We start from the raw sequence: 17,674 nt of genomic DNA, 5'->3' as shown, positions 1-17,674 counted from the left end.
AGGGTGATTTCGAATAAAATAGTAATTCTTGAAAAGGAACAGATTTGCGAATTGCATATGTTTTAACTTGGAATAAATTCGGGAATGATGGAGTCTCAAAAAAAGTATTGGCTCAAATAAATGCATGGCGCTCATTCGGGCATTTAGTAGATTTATTTTGTTTTGGTGATTGTGTGAGTGAAGAATTGAGTACTGAACAGTATCTGCATTTTTTCCCAAATAATAATGTCGATAAAATTCTAGGCAACGGTCAGGCATATAACCAAATTTGTCTGTTTAAACCAGATTTTATCTACCTACGGTTTGAAATATTCAACATGCGGGTTTATCATATCATTAAATCAATCCCATTTGTATGTGAAATCAATAGTGATGATAACAAAGAGCTTCGTTTATTCAATTGGTGGGAGGTAAATAGGCTAGCTAAATACCTAATAAATAGATTTACACGGAGAATAATCTTGTCGCGAGCTAAGTTACTTTTAGCGGTAACTGCGGAATTAAGCCAAAAGAAGAACTTTAAATTTAAAAATGTGCCAATTTGTCACGCCCCTAATTCTATAAACATGTCTGATCACCCAGTGGTAAAGGACGTTCGAGCAAATACTAATACATTTCAGCTATTTTTCTTGGGAACTCCAAATCAAGAGTGGCATGGATTAGACATAATAGAAAAGATTGCTAAAAAATTGGGTAATGAGTATACATTTCATGTGATAGGCACATATAAGCAGCTAAATAAGATTGAAAATATTGTTTATCACGGGTATCTGAAAAAAAGTGACTATATTGAGGTAATAAGGCACTGTCAGGCTGCAATAGGCACATTGGCATTATATAGAAATGGAATGACTGAAGCTTGTCCACTGAAGGTTCGGGAATATATAGCCATGGGCTTTCCCATAATTATTGGATATACTGACTCTGCTTTCGCTTTAACCAAGCCAGATTGGGTGCTCCAACTTAAAAAGCCTAAAAAAATACTTGAGGAGACAGATGCTATTAAAAAATTTCTAACAAATAAAGGTGATTATGTAGTATCGCACGATGAATCAAAAAAATATATAGATGGATTTATTCTGGAAAAAAATAGAATTAAACTAATTAGCAAATATTTAGGTCATGATGCTTAAAGGAGTGTTTTACAAAAAAGAAATATTACCACTATTGCTACTAATAAGCGTAAGTCTTCCAAATTCATATATCGGTACACTTCTTATCTTGATTGTATTTGTTTTTTTAAATCGAAATCTGATAATAACGATACCAATTGGATTGGAAAAATCGTTAAGATTATTTTTTAGCATGTTTATCTGGATGGTGTTTAGTTTTGCTTTACATCCAGCCTCTTTACAAAATTTGTTCTGGGGAATTTTTACTTTGAGTAGTTTCTTAATTACTCCATTATTGTTAAAGAGGCTTTGTGAAAACGTTGATATAGGGAAAATATTAAAAAAGTATATTGTATTAGAATTTGGGTTTTATATTATACAATACACGTTACTTGTTTTAAATTATAGAACAATTAATCCATTCAGTGCTACTCTAGCGGCTGGGGATTTTTTATCGGGCACTTCAATTGGTAACTCGCATCAGATTGCTGTAACGATGGGTTTGATTAGTTTATATTATTTACCTAAAGTGATTGATAAGTCAGTAACATGGGCTTGGTTTTTTCTTCCACTGATAATGTTTCTTGCTTCATCCTATGTTAGTGCATTCATTGTTTTTGGGATAACCATGATTATTTACTTAGTGAGAAATATTTATTGGGAGCTTAAAAAACTTCGAATTAAAAAGAAAAGTTTTGTTCTTTTAACAGGAATTTTTTTGGTTGCGCTTATTTTCGCAATTTCTCAATTCGGCAATATTCAGTATGGATTAAATGTAATAAACACTGTTGGGGGTTCGAATACCCCAAGAAAAATAATAGGACTACAAAAAACCTTTCTTGAGCTTCCCAGTGAAAGCTCAGAACTCATATTTACTGGAACCGGTCTTGGTACTTATAGTAGTAGGGCAGCACTCATAACCGGAGGAGAATATTTAACACCACAACCTAGCTTTATTCCCACGACACCATCCTTTTATACAAAAAAATATATTTTACCACTGTGGAATAGAGAATTAACCAAAAGAGGTTCGGAGAATTCTGTTGCAAATCAACCGTTTGTACAGTTTCAATCAATTTTTGGTGAAGGGGGCGTAATTGCGCTTTTATTGTTTATCGCAGGCTTTTTAGTACTACTGAAAGGACGTGTGAAGGATAAAAGTGTGTTTTTACTTGTTGTATTTGCTTTAGGAATATTCTTTTTTGATATGTGGGTTGAATACCCTTCTTTCGCACTATTCTTTTGGTTTTTAGTATATGCTGAAAAAAAAGAGGTCAAAAAAATTGAATACTAATAACAATCTTCTTTTTTTGGTTCATTTGCCCCCACCTATTCATGGTGTATCCATAATAAATGAAGAAATCCGACAGCATTTTAGTGCGAAATATCCAGAAAATACCTTATTTCTTAATATTGCAACGTCAGGTAAAACTGAGTATTTAGGAAAGCTTCATTTTAAAAAAAAATTAATTTCATACCTAAAATTATTTTATTCACTTCATAAATTATTAAGATCCCATTGCATAAGAAAATGTTATTTTACTTTTACGCCCGTAGGACCTGCTATTTACAAAGATTATATTCTTTATCTATTGCTTAGAATTTATAAAACAAAGGCACTTGTGCATCTGCATAGTAAAGGGGTAATCAAAGAGAAGAATAATTTATTAAAACGTGTCATTTATATGGATGTTTTCAGGAATAGTGATTTAATAGTCTTATCTCCTAGGTTACTGAGTGATCTTGATGGATTTAGATTAAAATCTGTTAGATATTGTCCGAATGGATTGTTGACTAAATCACCAGAAAATTTTAAGTATCCTAAAAAAGAAAAATTAAGGATATTGTATCTTTCAAATCTAATTAAAAATAAAGGCATTGAAGATTTACTCAGAGCCGTTTCACTGTTAAGAAATGAAAGTATCGAGTTGGTTTTTGTTGGAGGAATGGTTGATGTAAACCAGGCTTGGTTTGATAATAGAGTTAATCGATATGGTATAGAAAATATTACATTTTATTTGGGGCCAAAATATGGTCTTGCGAAAGAAGCTATATATGAAAGCTCTGATATATTTGTTTTACCCACACATCATGATTGTTTTCCTTTGGTTATAATAGAAGCTATGAGTCACGGACTTCCCATTATTTCAACGAAAGTTGGTGCTATACCAGATATATTGATCGATGAGTTTGATAGCTATTTGATAGATCCTGGTGATCATATGGAACTATTCAGAAAATTAAGGCAATTGGTCACGAACCCAGACCTGAGAAGAAAGTTTGGGAAGCGTGCCTTTAGTAGGTATGAGAAAAATTTCACGAAGGAGCAATTTCTTTTGAGATTAGATAAAACTGTTACCGATTGGGTAGATGAGTCTGTATGAATTACGCTCTACTCATAGTTACTCATAATCATGCTAGGTATCTTCCCAGATTAATAGAGTCAATTAAAAACCAAAACTACAAAAATACTTATTTTTGTGATGCAGCTTCAACTGATGGATCTGCAGAGATTATCGAGTCAAGAGGTTTTCAGTCACAAATATTAAAAAAAACTAAACTAGAAAGTTTTTCTAAAAATAACAACGATTTAATACGTGTGTTTAATCTGAGGCCAGATGTTTTCATTTTATTAAATCCAGATACCTATTTCGAGATTGATTTTATCTCGCCAATTCTAAGCATTTTTGAAGAGAATCAAAAAATAGGAATTGCTTGTCCTCAATTAATAAATTTTGATGGTTCATTACAAGATAATATACGGTCATATCCAGGTCTTCATGGATTCTTTAAAAATAGACTTGGTATAGAAATCTTAAAAGACAATAAACCTAGACAATCCCAGAATTATTGGTGTCTAGGTGCTTGTATGTTTATTCGAGCAAATCTTACCAGAGAAGGTGATATGCTTTTAGATGAACGCTATCGATTGTATTGTGAAGACAGTGATGTGTGTTTTAATGCGATTCAGGAAGGTTACATCATTAAAAAGTTTCCAGATCTATGTGTTTATCATGATTTGCAAGAAGAAAGTAGGGTAAAAATATTAAGCAAGAAAAACTTTTGGAATATACAAAGTATATTCAAATTTCTTTTAAAATGGAATTTCAAATATTTTCCGTATATTTTTAGTAAATCATAAACTACTAGAGGTTATTGTTGTAATGAAGGGAATAATTCTTGCGGGGGGGGCTGGAACACGTTTATACCCCGCCACTCAACCGGTTTGCAAACAGCTGCTGCCTATTTACGATAAACCCATGATCTACTACCCCCTGTCCACCCTAATGCTGGCCGGTATCCGGGAGATTCTCATAATCTCCACCCCCCAGGATACCCCGCGTTTTGAGGATCTCCTGGGGAATGGTAGCCAAATCGGACTTTCAATAACCTACCAGGTTCAGGAAACCCCCAACGGCTTAGCCCAGGCCTTTGTCCTTGGAAAGGAGTTCATCGGTAACGACTCGGTTTGCCTGGTTTTAGGGGATAACATCTTTTTCGGTCATGATTTTGCGAAGCTAGTACACCAGGCGGCTCAGCTACAAACCGGAGCCCGGGTCTTCGGCTACCGGGTTTCCGACCCACAACGGTACGGGGTAGTTTCCTTCGACGGCCAGGACAGAGCCTTAAGTATTGAGGAAAAACCCGAACACCCAAAATCGCATTTTGCTGTAGTGGGGCTGTACTTTTACGACAATTCTGTTGTTCAGGTAGCTGAGAATCTGCAGCCCTCAGCTCGGGGCGAATTTGAAATAACTGATGTAAACATCCACTATTTGAACAAGGGTTCTCTGTCGGTAACCAAGCTGGGGCGGGGTTATGCCTGGCTCGATACCGGCACCCACGATTCCCTGTTAGAAGCCTCCAACTTCGTTAAGGCTATTGAGGACCGTCAGGGTCAGAAGATAGCCTGCATCGAAGAAATAGCATGGCGGATGGGATTCATTTCCGGAGAGCAGCTTGAAAGCCTTGCCCAGCCCCTCTTAAAGTCCGGCTACGGCCAGTACCTCTTAGATGTGCTCAAGGAGGATGCCTGATGCCCTGTACCTTTACTCCCGGGCCTATACCGGGGTTAGTAATCATCCAGCCCAGGGTCTTCGCAGATGATCGTGGTTGGTTTATGGAAAGCTATAAAAAATCGGAGTTTATCGACCACGGTATTTCTGAAGATTTTGTGCAAGATAACCACAGCCGTTCCATCCGCGGGGTACTCCGGGGTCTGCACTTCCAACGCAGCCCCCACGCCCAGGGGAAGCTTGTTCGCTGTCTTGACGGCCGGGTCTGGGATGTAGCAGTGGATCTGCGCCGGGGTTCACCCACCTTCGGCCGGTATCATGGCATAGAACTCAGCCCTGAGAATAGTACTATGTTCTACATTCCCCCGGGCTTTGCCCACGGCTTCATTACCCTCTCGGAGCATGCGGAGTTCGTGTACAAATGCACCGAAGAATACGCCCCGGAGTCTGACGGCGGGGTGCGCTGGGATGATCCAGATTTAGCCCTGCCCTGGCCGCTGGACCAGCCCTTGGTTTCCCCTAAGGATTCCCAGCTGCCCTTCCTGGCCGATCTGGGAAAGGACTTTGCCTTATGATCTGGATAGTAGGTGCCCAAGGAATGCTAGGACAGCAGGTAGCTCAGGTTCTCCGCAGCCATGCCATTCCCTTCCAGGCTACCGATAAGGAGCTGGATTTTACCAATCCTCAAAGGGTGCTGTCCTTTGCTGCCGAGCTCAAGCCGAATTGGATCGTAAACTGTGCGGCCTACACCGCCGTCGACCGGGCAGAGCAAGAACCCGAGGCGGCCCGATCATTGAATGTTACCGGACCGGAAAACCTGGCCGTCGCGGCTGCTGCTGTGAATGCCCGAATGATCCATATTTCTACTGACTATGTTTTTGGTTCTTCCGGAGGGCAAACACCCCTGACCGAAGACGATCCGGTTGCCCCTGAATCGGTGTACGGGCAAACCAAGCTTGCCGGCGAGAGAGCCGTACTCCACCACTACCCCGAATCAGTGATCCTGCGCACATCCTGGCTCTACGGGCCCCATGGGAATAATTTTGTATACACCATGCTCCGGTTATTTACTGAAAAACCGGAATTATCCATTGTTAACGACCAATATGGCACCCCTACCTATGCCCAGGATCTGGCTGAGGCAATACGAATAGTTGTCTCCCATCCGAAGCCGGTATCCGGGATCTTTCATTACTCAAACCAGGGGCAAACTACATGGTTCGACTTTGCCAGGAAGATCCGGGAACTGGCTATACAATACGGTCTCCTTGGTCCTGATAACCCTTGCAGCCTGAGGCCGTGTACCACCCGGGAGTATCCTACCCCTGCCAAGCGGCCTGCTTGGAGCGTTTTTTCCAAGGACAAGATCCAGCGAATTTACCAGGTGCCGGTACCCACCTGGCAGGAGAGTCTTGAGATATTTATTCAACAGGAAGCTGCCAGAAAGGAGCCCGCAACCCATGCGCCAGTATAATTCAGTTCTTGTTACCGGCGGGGCCGGTTTTATCGGATCGAATTTTATCCGCTACATGCTCTCCCCTGCCTCGGGATTCACCGGGCGTATTATCAACCTGGATAGCCTGACCTATGCGGGAAATCTCCTGAGTCTGAAGGATGTTGCAGATCAGCACAGCGGATCCCGGTACATCTTTGAGCATGGGGACATCTGCGATGCCGATAATAACCGGAGGATTTTAGAAGCCTACCAGGTTGATGTTGTGGTTCATCTTGCCGCGGAAAGCCATGTTGACCGCAGCATCCACGGTCCCGGAGCCTTTGTACAGACCAATGTAGTGGGCACCTTCAGCCTCTTGGAAGCCTGTAGAACCTACTGGCAGGATCGCAAGGACGTCCTGTTTCATCATGTCAGTACCGACGAGGTCTACGGAAGCCTTGGGGAAGAGGGCTATTTTACCGAGGGAACCCCCTATGACCCAAGAAGCCCCTACAGTGCAAGCAAGGCCGGCAGCGACCACCTGGTAATGGCCTACCATCATACCTACGGACTGCCGGTAACCCTTACAAACTGTTCCAACAACTATGGCCCCTACCAATTCCCGGAAAAATTAATCCCTGTAATGATCTTCAATATGCTGGAGAACAAACCCCTGCCGGTCTACGGGGACGGAACGAATATTCGGGATTGGTTGTACGTTGAGGACCATAACTCAGCAGTATGGCTGGTTATGCAGAAGGGGCAGATCGGCCGGGGCTACAACATCGGGGGAGACAATGAATGGCAGAACATCGAACTGGTCCGGGAACTCTGTGCTATTGTGGCTAGGCGCGTTGGAATCCCCCTGGAAAAGCTTCATAGCCTGATTTCCTATGTTACCGACAGACCCGGCCATGATAGACGTTATGCCATAGACTGTTCTAAGCTAAAAACTGAGCTTGGTTGGCGGCAATCGGTTACCTTTGCTCAGGGCTTGGAGAGGACCGTGGATTGGTATATTGAGAATCAAGAGTGGTCCCAGGCAGTGCGGACCGGGGAATACCGGGAGTGGATGAAGGCCCAGTATTCATGAAATTTTCTTAATAGTAATAAATTTGGAAGGATTTGTTCACTAAAAGATACACAAAAAAGCAACAGTATTTTTAATTCATTCTTAAAAGACAGGTTCTCAAGATTCAAAATTAGTTATCCACCTATTAACCAATATTGGTGGCTGATAGATCTGCATTTCTTTTGTATAATCTTGTACAAAGGAGAATGTCTGTACATGGTACCTGTTTTGCTTCTAACTGCTCTGCTTACCCCGTTTATACTGAATATCCTGCTTACACCCTTAATACTGAAGGTAAGCCATAAAAATAACTGGTACGATAGCCTGGACCACCGGAAGGTTCACGAGGGCGAAGTGCCCCGGCTTGGCGGGGTAGGCTTTTTTTTCTCCTTTGTAGTGTGCTCCCTTCTGGCTGGTTTTCTTGCCCCCAAGCTATTTGATCTACCCGCATTTTCCTTTTCATCTGAGCTTCTATTCTCCTTTCTAGGCTTTACCCTAGTACATATTCTTGGACTCATCGATGACTTCCGGAGCATCCGCGCCCGGTACAAACTCCTTGGCCAGATTATTGCCGGTGTATTAATTGTACTAGGCGGCGCGGTTATACCCGGATTTACCCTGCCGTTCTTCAATATTGATGTACAGTTCGGCATTTTTGCCGGACCCCTGACGGTGCTCTGGCTCATAAGCCTGTCGAACGCCATTAATCTGATGGACGGCATAGACGGTCTCGCCGGGGGCATGAGTACTATTACAGCTTTGATTTTCGCCGGGGTTAACCTTGTCCTCGGCAATGTTACAGGCGCTGTGTTGAGCGCCATTCTGGCCGGATCCTTGGCCGGATTTTTGGTGTTTAATAAGCCCAAGGCTCAGATTTTTATGGGGGATTCAGGCAGCCTGTTCTTAGGCTTTGCTCTGGGCAGCCTTCTGTTCATGAACGGTTCTTCCGGCGCCCTTGATGCTTCTGCTACCTCTGAGACCTCGCAGATATTACTATTCGGCGGACTCCTCGCCACCCTCTCTGTTCTGCTCTTGCCTGTCGGCGATATGATTTCGGCTATCCTGCGCCGAATCCGCCGGGGCACTCCCATCTACGCTCCCGACCGGGAGCACATTCACCATAAATACCTTAACTTTGGATACTCCGTCCCCCGGATTCTGGGGGTGCTCTACACGGTAGTGCTCCTGGATGGCCTTACGGTTATCTTCTGGGCCCTGGTGCACAGCCGCCGGATTGACGCCCCCCTGTGGGTGGGCGATCTGGTGGTTCTGGCCGCCTGGCTGGGCACCGGAGCCTTCCTGCTGTGGAATCACCATAGAAACAACGAATACAAACGCCGTACCGAGGATGCGGGCTGAGGGGTACAATTCAGAGAGCCGAAAGGTGCTGGAGGATAGTGCTATGGGATTCATATCTACACCCGAACGGATCGGGTTGCGGCGGGGTCTGAAGGAAGGTATGGAGAGGGGTATTGAAAAGGGAATTGAGAAAGGAATTGAGCAAGGCATTACTCGGGGACAGCTCGTTGCAGAACAGGCAATTTTGATTCGCTTATTGGAACATAAGTTCAGCCTTTCAGAAGAAGAGAAGGCATTTATCCGGTCGGTGGAGAACACGCAGGCCCTGGAGCGGGCCTTAGATATGTTTGTGGATGCCACGGATAAGGCTCAGGTACTGGAAGTCTTGGAATCACCAGGACAAAACCGGTAGGAATGAGGCGTTTCTAAAGAGGATTTCCAAGGAGCCCGAACTGCCTGCGGATGCGCTGGATGGTGAGGGCTGTGTGTTGTTGCCTGTGCGGTAAAATCTTTCTCCCAGACTTGAAGCAATTCCGCGTTTTTCCGCGGTATTCTATTCATGGAGCCCTTCGATAACGGCTGGAAGTACATCATCCAGCAACACCTGTATGATTTTTTATCCTTCTATTTTCCCCAGGTTCATACACTGCTGGATATCGCCGCCAAACCGCGGTTTCTCGATAAAGAGCTCCAGCGGTTAACCCGGCGGTCAAAAACAGGCAAACGCTATGCCGACCTTCTGGTGCAGGTTCAGCTAAAAACCGGGGAACCGGGAATCCTGTTCTGCCACATTGAGGTACAGCAGAGCCCCGAGAAGAACCTAACCTGGCGTCTGTTTCAGTATTCCTACCGGATATTCGACCGTCTTGGTTTCTACCCCATTACCCTGGCCTTGCTTACCGATTCCGTTCCGGGCTTTCGGCCCGAGGGGCTAACCATTGAGGCAGCGGGCCTGCCGGTGGTCCGGTTTCAGTTTTATACCGCCAAGCTCCTGGATTTTGACGAGAGGGTTTCTGATAGTGCCTTGGGTACCATGGCCGGATCAGGTGCGGCCAACCCCTTTGCCTTGGCGACGAAGATCCATCTTGAGTATATGGCCGCACGGAAGAAGAATAAACGCCGCCTGACGCGCCTGGAAGATGCGAATCAATCCCTGCTGTACCTAAAGCTGGAACTAACCCGGCAGCTGAAAACCCATGGACACTCAAGCTTGCAGATTCAAAGTCTGTTCATGTTTTTGGATTGGATCATCCTTCTTCCCGAGGGGCTGGATGAGGTATACTATAAAGAGAGCCGAAAGGTGCTGGAGGATAGTGCTATGGGATTCATATCTACACCCGAACGGATCGGGTTGCGGCGGGGTCTGAAGGAAGGTATGGAGAGGGGTATTGAAAAGGGAATTGAGAAAGGAATTGAGCAAGGCATTACTCGGGGACAGCTCGTTGCAGAACAGGCAATTTTGATTCGGCAGTTGGAACGAAAGTTCGGGCTTACTGAAGAAGAACGGACGGTCATCAGCTCGATACAGAATTCTGAAACCCTGGAGCGGGCCTTAGATAGTATTATAGAAGCAACAGATAAGGCTCAAGTTTTTGAGGTTTTAGAATCACCAGGACAAAACCGGCAGGAATGAGGCGTTTCTAAAGAGGATTTCCAAGGAGCCCGAACTGCCTGCGGATGCGTTGGATGGTGAGTGGGGCGGAGCCCTCGTAATGGTTGTTGACGTTCACAATCACCCGGCCCGGGGCGAAGGTGGTATTCACGGAAAAATTGATGATGTCCCGGGTGTCTGGTTTTTCATCCACTATCTGGTTCCAGGTGTTGCCGGTTTGTTGTTCGATGGCCTTCCGGTCGCCCCCGAGTAGACGTAGAACCGTGGTAGGGCCCAGGTACTGCCGGTAGGTTTGGAATACCGTGTAGAAGTGGGGCATGTACTGTTTCTGGGAGAACACGTGGATGATGCCGGCTTCCTGCAGGAACCGAAAGTACCCCGGGGTTAGGTAGTTCTTATTTCGAATTTCTATGCCCAGGGGTATGGCGGGATCTATCTTGGCCTTGAATTCCCCGAACCGGTCTATGAACCGGTCCACCGATTCCATCTTCGCCTTGTTCAGGTACTCAAACTCGAACATGTATACGGCTATCTTATCCGCCAGGGGTAGGGTGGCTTCGTGAAAGCGCTTGAAGCCATCGACGGATAGAAACTCGGGGTTTTCCGCCCCCGGAGGGCCGCCTGGGGCGCTGCGGCGGTGGGTCAGGCTCAGGTTCTGCCAGACCTTCGTGGTAAAGACGAAATGATCCGGGGTGTTTTGGTCATATTGGGCCGCTTCCTGGGGGCTGGGGATCTTGTAGAACCAGCTGTCGATTTCCGCGGTGTCAAAGTGCCGGGCATATTCCCCCAGGTAGTCCGCGGCGGTCTTTTGGGTGCAGGTGTAGACCAGGCCCTTCCAGGAGGGGTAGTTCCACGAGCAGGTTCCCAGCAGTAAATTCGGGGGAATGGTTCCTTGATTCCCTTCCGGGGATTCGAATGCCTTAAGTTCGGTCATAGTACTGGGTGTAAGTATAGCCGCCGGGTTCTCGGCTGGTCAATCTTGTATGTGTGTGCAGAAGGGGAACCCGGCCCGCAAGCCCCCGGCTGGTGTGCCGAGGGTTGCAGGCCGGAAGGGGGTGCGTACCTACCGGATTAGGCGCTGAGGGGCTCCTGGGGCAGGATGATGCCGGTACTGTTCAGTACCGGGCTTTGGCAGCATTCCTGGAAGTACTGCTCCGAGGCCGGTAGGTCCTTAGCCCCGGCATGCAGGGCCTCGGTCCACTGGGCGGCCAGGGCGGAGCCGGGCTGCATGCCGAGAATAAGCAGGGGCAGGCCCGAAGGGTCGTCTTCCAGGTTGTTCAGCTGGTCCTCGAACTCCGCCTGGAGATAGTCCAGCAGACTCAAGGTGAACTCCGGTGAGTTGTCGATCCAGAAGCTGCGGTGCAGGGTTTCTACCTCCTGGTGAATGTCCGGCCAGCGTTCCTGGATGGCCTGGAAGCTTACCTGCTCCAGGCGGTACAGGTCGGCCTGCTGGGCCGGGGTGGTGGGACAGTCGGCAGCCCATTGGCGCAGGGCCCTGAGGATGTAGAGCCAGTGGATCAGTTTAAAGGCCGCCGCCCCGTAGCCCCGGGGCATGGACTCTAAGCCCGGCACCAGGGAGGCATGTTCTGCCTCCAGGAAGCAGCGGGTTACCGCCTCCAGATAGATCCGCTGATGATCCGAGAGACGGCTGACGGCGCTAATCCGGCTGATGGTGTCGTACACCGCTGCCCGGTCGAAGTAGTCTCCGCAGATTAGAATCCCCGTAGGGTAATCCTGTAGTGTTGCCTGTAACATTGCTTTCTCCTTTCCTTGTCATGTGACCTAGGCCTAGGCTGCAATCTGGACGGGTTTGTCCATCCGGCCGGTATTCTTCGTGCCCCGTAGTTCCAGTTGATAGGTTCCAGGCTGCAGGTCCGGAAGCAGAAAGTCGATGTAGTTAGAACCCCAACGGCTGTAGATGTCCATCCGCACCTCCTGATCGGGTTGGTCGCCGTTGATGAGGAATAAGCCCTGCTCGGGATTCTGCCGGTCGAAGGTCAACCGGCTGCCCACCACATGGCAGAGGCTGCCTGAGGGAATCTCTGAGCTGGTCGGATCGGCGACATTGACCACCGAGTGGATGACCGGTACCTTTGTTCCCCGGTGTTCGGTTATGGTAATCTGGCTTTCCCGTCGGATGGTTTCCACGATTTCCCGGCTCGGCCGGAACTTAAGCTTGAGGCTGGCTTTATCGATTTCCGGCATTTCATTATCCAGCCGGAAGGATCCGTTTCCGATGCCCAGGTAAAAGATTCCCATTGGGGTGGAGACCTTCCTGCCGGTACATGTGAAATGGATAATGTCGGGACCGAAGCGTTCTATGATGCTTCTAATGTCCGCGATCTCCAGAGCCGTGTCAGTGCGCATTTTGGCAAGTAGTTCCTCAAAGCTCACGGTGTCCTTGTGCTCCACGCTTGCAAAGAAGCTCCCGTCTTTGGTGAATTGGTTCGGCCGTACTACAACGTTAATTCCCATGGTTTCCTCCTGAATGGGGTAATTCTGGTAGCCTACCCCGGCGACCCGGGAACTCCGGTATTCCGGGCTGGTTTGCGCCGGGTACTCTGCCGCGGCGCCGGGGTTGGAAGCGGGGGCCGGGCCAACCGGGGTAGGCTAAAAACACTGTAAGGCCGAAAATTTAGGTAGTGATTTTTCTTATACCATTTTATTATGGAGTGTGATACTTTAGTAACAAAATAGATGTACCGATCATATTGCGCATCATATTACCTACGGCCAGTGCGCAGAACTGCCCAGGGCGCCGTGCCCGGCGGAGTATTTCCAGGCCTGCACAGTTCTGCAAACTATATACCTATAGTAAGGAGGGACTGCGCATGCCTCGATTGGTACGGTTGGGATTATTAGCCATCCTTTTGGGTGCGGCGGCGTATGGGTTGTATAAACTATCAGACAGATTGTTCGGTTTTGTAATTGCAGGGGTAATAGTGGTGTTGGTGGGTGTATTTATCTACGACCTGCCCCGGCGGATCGTCTCTTGGATTACCCCTGTCCTGAAGGAGTTTCTCCAGGAAACCCTCCCGTCTTATCCGGAGGCTCAGCAGCAAAACTCCGGTACCGGGGACGGATACTCATCTGAGGTCCGCACCGGGCGCAGGTCCGGAGGCGGCTCCCCTTCAATATCCTCTATCGGATCCGGTGCCGCCGATGATGACGGATGCCGGTTTCAGATTAAGCACAGCAGTCTTGTACCCCTGAAGTTTGGATACAGACAAATTGCTGTTCTCCAACTGATATTGAATAATGAGCACATGAGCCTGAAAGAGGCGGCCTACGAACTGCGCCTGGACTATGAAACGCTCCGGGCATGCCTGAGCAAAACCTATGCCCGCCACCAGGTAAAGAAGCTGCCTGAACTTATCGCCTGGCTCCATGAAGAGGGCCATGTAGAGCTCTGCAGGGTAATAGATGATGATGAGTAGGTGTGGTACAATTGCCGGTGTGAGCCGGGTCGGAGCGTCATACAACACCTGGTGTAATTCACAGCTGTTAAATAAAAAGTAGGGGATAGGGAGGCGTCATGGCTAGGTTCAGGGTATTGTTCCTGGGTGGGTTGTTCTATGTTCTGGGGGGATTGTTACTCTGGGGGCAGCAGGATATGCGTTTGGTTCCTCTGGATTCTCCAGTATATCAGCTTCTTGACAGCCTGAGCCGAGCCCGGGCTATGACAGTGCCGCCCCTTGTACGGCCCTATACGTATGTTCAAGCCCGGGACTACCTGAACAAGGTTACCGCCAAGGGAAGTCCTGTATCCGAATACGCCAGGGAGCTCATAGGGGCATTAGAATCACTTCTAGAAAAACCAGAACAACCGGCGTATCCACTCCGGGCGGATTTTTACCTAAGTCCCCAACTTACCGGACGGACGAATACCGATATTCCGGCCCTTACGGACTACGGCAAACGGACCAGCCCTGTGTTGCTGGATATGGGAGCATTTGTCGATGGAAGCTTGGTATCCTTTGCCATAGATGCCCGGTTCGAGCTAAAGCCGGATCGGTGGTATGTGGAGGATCATGCTCCAGCAAGCAATATCTACGGTGACCTATCCTTTTATGATGTCCAGTTTCCATTTTTGGCTTACGGCGCTGCTGGGGGCAAGCACTGGCAGCTTGTGCTGGGCCGGGGCGACCTAACCCTTGGACCTGGGGCGCGGAGTAAGCTGCTTGTGAGCCGGTCCCCAGAGTACCTGGATCATCTGCGCTTTACCCTGTATTGGTCCCAGTTTACCTACACCTTTGCAGCTATCGGTTTTGACCCCTACATTTCAGATTCAGAACTGGCCGTCTGGCCCGCCGCGACATCGGATAATCTTGGAAAAAACGAGCTGGTGGATTCGAAGACCCTGTTCATCCACCGTTTTGATTTCGGTATTTTTGACCGGGCAACGGTTGGTATTACCGAGGGACTCATGTGGGGCGGGGCGTATCCGGATCTCCGTTTTCTTAGTCCGGTAATGATTATGCATAACTACTACGATTGGAAGCCTGCCTCCAGCCTCTTTGGTTTGGATCTGTCCATTGCGCCCCTGCCTTGGGTAAGTCTCTACGGGCAGTTCATGTTCAATCAGATTCAGACGGCATACGAAATAGAAAAATACAATGCGACCTCCATTCCCAACGCAACCGGGTGGGTGGCCGGGGGTACGGGATTACTGCCTCTTGGGTTGGTAATCGGTGATGTCGGTGCCGGCGACCTGGAGCTGACGGTTGAGTATTTTCACACCGATCCGTATTTATACATATCCGAAAATCTGCTCAAGACCTTCGCCTGGCGGCGGCGGGTACTTTCCAACTATAAATCCGGACAGGTGGTTCAACTGCCCCTGGGTTTTGTGTACGGTCCGGACAGCAATGTGTGGTACGCCCGGCTGGACTACCGTCTGCCTGCCTGGGGCAGCGCCGGACTGAGCTTTGAGCACCGTGCCCTGGGCCAGAATTCTCTCAGCACACCCTATGCCCGTGGGGTAGAGCCGGCGGCAAAGCGGACCCCGACGGGTATTCCCGAGTACGGTCAGGTTTTGGGCCTGGAATTAACCGCTGCTCCTGATGTCCTACCCTGGCTCCAGGTTGAAGCCGGTTTTTTTGGAACCTGGCTGCAAAACGCCGGCCATCAGGAGGGGCTGAGCGAGGCGGGGTTTGAGTGGAGCTTGGGCATGCAGGCCGATGTAGGAGGTCTGGTGAGGTGGATTATTGGGATGGTGAAATAACCGTATAGTACGTAAAAGGTATTTGTTAAGGGCCACTCGGGTGTGCTATCTTCATGTCCATGAAACGATCGCTGCTTTATCTGCTGTTTACGGTACTCCTTATCCTGTTGTCTGCTGCAGGCGGGTTTGCGCAAAACCTTTCTGATGTATTTGATCCCATCTATGACGATCTAGGGGATTGGGAGCTTGCGGGCTTTATTGATCCCTTGCCCCAGATGCGACCCTACGCAGCCCAGGATGTTGTTCGGCTTTTGAATGATGCCTTGGAGGGGGCTCAGCCGGTCGCCGGGTCGGTTCCCCCCGCTATACTACAGCGGATGGCGTACTATAAAGATGCACTGCTTAATCCGGTTGCTCCCTTGCGGTTTATCGGCTTTACCCAGCAGCGTCTCGCCCGGGGCGATGAGAACCAGTACTTTTCCGTAACGGGTGCTGCCGGCCAGATCATTTGGCCCATTGCAGACCTTGTACACCTGAGTGCCAGCATCTACCCGAATCTTGTGGACCGTGCGGATGGTCATGCCCTTCCTGCAGGTCAGCGCCATACTCGCGACTGGATTAACGATGGTGCGAATATTACCCTTGGCGACCGAACCCTCTGGGCGCTGAGCCAGGTAACCAGCCATCTGACCATCGGAAGCCCTAGTCTTCATGCCTACGCCAGCATCACCCGATCGAGCTTTGGTCCCTTCGACCACGACGGAATTATCTTCAGCCCCCAAAGCCCCTTCGGTATCCGCTTCGGCTACGTGTGGCGAACTCCCACCTTCGAGTATAACTTTACCTACAGACCAATAACCGCCACCACCAATACCGGCGCTGGCAGGGGCAGCGGTAAACACACCGTTATGCATAGCGTAAACGCCCGCATCCTGCCCTGGCTGGAGCTCGGTTTCTGGGAGACTGTGGTCTATGGTGAGCGATTCGAACCCGGTTACTTCGTGCCTGTTTCCAGTCTCTTTTTATCTCAGGGTATTGTAGGGTTTAGCGATAACTCCCTGCTCGGAGTGTCGGCAACCTTCCATCCCGGTCTCGGATTGCGGCTTCCTTTCCAGGTATTCGCGGATGATGTGGATTTTAACGAGGTAGTGAAGTTTAATTTCAATACGAAACTGAAGCTAAGCCTTCAAACCGGTATCCAGTGGGCACCGGGAGCTGTGAACATTCCGGTATTGCGCCGGGTTGCCTTCGACTATACCGCCGTCATGCCCTATATGTATTCCCACCGTAATCCGGATACCCCCGGTCAAACCGAAGCATGGCTGACCAACATGAACTACACCAATTATACCCACGCAGGCTCCAATATGGCCACGGGATTGCCTCCCAACTCGGACCGCTTCCGCCTCGCCGTGGACGCTGAACCGCTAACCGGCCTGCGTCTCGGCCTGAGCCTGGAGCAGCACCGCCACGGAAATGCCAGCACCGGTCAAGACATTGATCCCGCAACGGCCACTGGTACCATCTTTGATCCCGGCTACGGCGGCTCCGAGGGAAAAACTGCCACCTTTCAGCCCCCTTACACCGATCCCACCGGCCAACCATACACCCGATTTTTAACCCAGGATATCCTGGAGTACACCCGTCAATTGGGCATCACCGCCCGCTGGGATCTGGACCTGACTAGTCCTCCGTGGCAGAAGTCCGGGGCATCAGCCAAGGCTCCCGACTCGGATTTCAAGCCTCGTCTTCCTCAGTTTACGTCAGGGATCGGTTACACCCTGGAATCCATTACCAATGCTGGACTCATATCCGGGGAATCCAGATTGAGCCATTTCTTTGTGTTTGATCTCGAGGTACGGTGGTAGAGAAAATTAGTAACCAATATTGGTGTATAGATGATCAAATGAAAATGAGACAAGCTGCAAATTAGTGGTTCAAACGCGATATCGACTCTATTCCCA

The 17,674-nt window shown here is 48.5% G+C and carries 17 protein-coding genes; 14 read left to right on the top strand and 3 right to left on the bottom strand.

Features of this window, described 5'->3' with window-relative positions; genetic code table 11:
* Window positions 1-44: 44 nt before the first annotated feature.
* The 11 genes from DC28_RS12420 (at window position 45) to DC28_RS12370 (ending at window position 10,567) form a co-directional block, all read left to right on the top strand.
* Entirely contained in the window at window positions 45-1,133 is a 1,089-nt protein-coding gene (locus DC28_RS12420) for a glycosyltransferase family protein (RefSeq protein ID WP_156104684.1), read from the top strand.
* On the top strand, window positions 1,123-2,406 hold the full coding sequence (locus tag DC28_RS12415; protein ID WP_156104683.1) for a hypothetical protein: 1,284 nt from the start codon (window positions 1,123-1,125) through the stop codon (window positions 2,404-2,406). The genes DC28_RS12420 and DC28_RS12415 overlap by 11 nt, the downstream gene beginning before the upstream one ends.
* The gene (locus DC28_RS16275; RefSeq protein WP_162180237.1) at window positions 2,396-3,496 is read left to right on the top strand and encodes a glycosyltransferase family 4 protein; all 1,101 of its coding nucleotides are present in this window, start codon (window positions 2,396-2,398) and stop codon (window positions 3,494-3,496) included. Before DC28_RS12415 ends, DC28_RS16275 begins: the two co-directional genes overlap by 11 nt.
* Entirely contained in the window at window positions 3,493-4,254 is a 762-nt protein-coding gene (locus DC28_RS12405) for a glycosyltransferase (protein WP_037549219.1), read from the top strand. The genes DC28_RS16275 and DC28_RS12405 overlap by 4 nt, the downstream gene beginning before the upstream one ends.
* Window positions 4,255-4,276: 22 nt before the next feature.
* A complete protein-coding gene (gene rfbA, locus DC28_RS12400) occupies window positions 4,277-5,149 on the top strand; it encodes a glucose-1-phosphate thymidylyltransferase RfbA (protein ID WP_037549218.1) in 873 nt (290 codons plus the stop codon).
* A complete protein-coding gene (gene rfbC, locus DC28_RS12395) occupies window positions 5,149-5,703 on the top strand; it encodes a dTDP-4-dehydrorhamnose 3,5-epimerase (protein ID WP_037549216.1) in 555 nt (184 codons plus the stop codon). The genes rfbA and rfbC overlap by 1 nt, the downstream gene beginning before the upstream one ends.
* Window positions 5,700-6,602, top strand: a complete 903-nt coding sequence (gene rfbD, locus DC28_RS12390; RefSeq protein WP_052078862.1) for a dTDP-4-dehydrorhamnose reductase — start codon at window positions 5,700-5,702, stop codon at window positions 6,600-6,602. Before rfbC ends, rfbD begins: the two co-directional genes overlap by 4 nt.
* Window positions 6,589-7,656, top strand: a complete 1,068-nt coding sequence (gene rfbB / locus DC28_RS12385) for a dTDP-glucose 4,6-dehydratase (RefSeq protein WP_037549214.1) — start codon at window positions 6,589-6,591, stop codon at window positions 7,654-7,656. The genes rfbD and rfbB overlap by 14 nt, the downstream gene beginning before the upstream one ends.
* Window positions 7,657-7,851: 195 nt before the next feature.
* A complete protein-coding gene (locus DC28_RS12380) occupies window positions 7,852-8,994 on the top strand; it encodes a glycosyltransferase family 4 protein (protein ID WP_037549212.1) in 1,143 nt (380 codons plus the stop codon).
* Between the two features lie 43 nt (window positions 8,995-9,037).
* Complete coding sequence (locus DC28_RS12375; RefSeq protein ID WP_156104682.1) at window positions 9,038-9,346, top strand: RpnC/YadD family protein; 309 nt, start codon at window positions 9,038-9,040, stop codon at window positions 9,344-9,346.
* Between the two features lie 147 nt (window positions 9,347-9,493).
* Window positions 9,494-10,567 (top strand): Rpn family recombination-promoting nuclease/putative transposase, encoded by a 1,074-nt coding sequence (locus tag DC28_RS12370; protein ID WP_037549207.1) that lies wholly within the window; start codon window positions 9,494-9,496, stop codon window positions 10,565-10,567.
* Window positions 10,568-10,574: 7 nt separating this feature from the next.
* Here the strand turns inward: DC28_RS12370 and DC28_RS12365 are convergent, their stop codons facing one another.
* The 3 genes from DC28_RS12365 to DC28_RS12355 form a co-directional block, all read right to left on the bottom strand.
* Entirely contained in the window at window positions 10,575-11,480 is a 906-nt protein-coding gene (locus tag DC28_RS12365; protein WP_037549205.1) for a DUF72 domain-containing protein, read from the bottom strand.
* A gap of 137 nt (window positions 11,481-11,617) precedes the next feature.
* Window positions 11,618-12,301: a hypothetical protein gene (locus DC28_RS12360; protein ID WP_037549203.1), complete on the bottom strand. Its 684-nt coding sequence runs from the start codon at window positions 12,299-12,301 to the stop codon at window positions 11,618-11,620.
* Between the two features lie 33 nt (window positions 12,302-12,334).
* A complete protein-coding gene (locus DC28_RS12355) occupies window positions 12,335-13,021 on the bottom strand; it encodes an HU family DNA-binding protein (RefSeq protein ID WP_037549200.1) in 687 nt (228 codons plus the stop codon).
* Between the two features lie 356 nt (window positions 13,022-13,377).
* Here DC28_RS12355 and DC28_RS12350 point away from each other — a divergent pair, with 356 nt between their 5' ends.
* The 3 genes from DC28_RS12350 to DC28_RS12340 all read left to right on the top strand — a co-directional run bounded on the left by DC28_RS12350 (window position 13,378) and on the right by DC28_RS12340 (window position 17,578).
* On the top strand, window positions 13,378-13,983 hold the full coding sequence (locus DC28_RS12350) for a helix-turn-helix transcriptional regulator (protein WP_037549196.1): 606 nt from the start codon (window positions 13,378-13,380) through the stop codon (window positions 13,981-13,983).
* Between the two features lie 98 nt (window positions 13,984-14,081).
* Entirely contained in the window at window positions 14,082-15,770 is a 1,689-nt protein-coding gene (locus DC28_RS12345; RefSeq protein ID WP_037549194.1) for a capsule assembly Wzi family protein, read from the top strand.
* A gap of 59 nt (window positions 15,771-15,829) precedes the next feature.
* A complete protein-coding gene (locus tag DC28_RS12340) occupies window positions 15,830-17,578 on the top strand; it encodes a hypothetical protein (protein WP_156104681.1) in 1,749 nt (582 codons plus the stop codon).
* Window positions 17,579-17,674 lie beyond the last annotated feature (96 nt).

The sequence above is a fragment of the Spirochaeta lutea genome, from assembly GCF_000758165.1.
Classification (GTDB): domain Bacteria; phylum Spirochaetota; class Spirochaetia; order DSM-27196; family Salinispiraceae; genus Spirochaeta_D; species Spirochaeta_D lutea.
This window is presented reverse-complemented; position numbering and strand designations above follow the sequence as displayed.

Bases quoted from the DNA above. Each gene is read 5' to 3' on its own strand.
- DC28_RS12370 (WP_037549207.1), top strand. From the start codon at position 9,494: ATGGAGCCCTTCGATAACGGCTGGAAGTACATCATCCAGCAACACCTG.
- DC28_RS12375 (WP_156104682.1), top strand. From the start codon at position 9,038: ATGGGATTCATATCTACACCCGAACGGATCGGGTTGCGGCGGGGTCTG.
- rfbD (WP_052078862.1), top strand. From the start codon at position 5,700: ATGATCTGGATAGTAGGTGCCCAAGGAATGCTAGGACAGCAGGTAGCT.
- DC28_RS12365 (WP_037549205.1), bottom strand. From the start codon at position 11,480: ATGACCGAACTTAAGGCATTCGAATCCCCGGAAGGGAATCAAGGAACC.
- DC28_RS12350 (WP_037549196.1), top strand. From the start codon at position 13,378: ATGCCTCGATTGGTACGGTTGGGATTATTAGCCATCCTTTTGGGTGCG.
- rfbA (WP_037549218.1), top strand. From the start codon at position 4,277: ATGAAGGGAATAATTCTTGCGGGGGGGGCTGGAACACGTTTATACCCC.
- DC28_RS12405 (WP_037549219.1), top strand. From the start codon at position 3,493: ATGAATTACGCTCTACTCATAGTTACTCATAATCATGCTAGGTATCTT.
- DC28_RS12355 (WP_037549200.1), bottom strand. From the start codon at position 13,021: ATGGGAATTAACGTTGTAGTACGGCCGAACCAATTCACCAAAGACGGG.
- rfbC (WP_037549216.1), top strand. From the start codon at position 5,149: ATGCCCTGTACCTTTACTCCCGGGCCTATACCGGGGTTAGTAATCATC.
- DC28_RS12340 (WP_156104681.1), top strand. From the start codon at position 15,830: ATGAAACGATCGCTGCTTTATCTGCTGTTTACGGTACTCCTTATCCTG.
- DC28_RS12360 (WP_037549203.1), bottom strand. From the start codon at position 12,301: ATGTTACAGGCAACACTACAGGATTACCCTACGGGGATTCTAATCTGC.
- rfbB (WP_037549214.1), top strand. From the start codon at position 6,589: ATGCGCCAGTATAATTCAGTTCTTGTTACCGGCGGGGCCGGTTTTATC.
- DC28_RS12380 (WP_037549212.1), top strand. From the start codon at position 7,852: ATGGTACCTGTTTTGCTTCTAACTGCTCTGCTTACCCCGTTTATACTG.
- DC28_RS12345 (WP_037549194.1), top strand. From the start codon at position 14,082: ATGGCTAGGTTCAGGGTATTGTTCCTGGGTGGGTTGTTCTATGTTCTG.
- DC28_RS12415 (WP_156104683.1), top strand. From the start codon at position 1,123: ATGATGCTTAAAGGAGTGTTTTACAAAAAAGAAATATTACCACTATTG.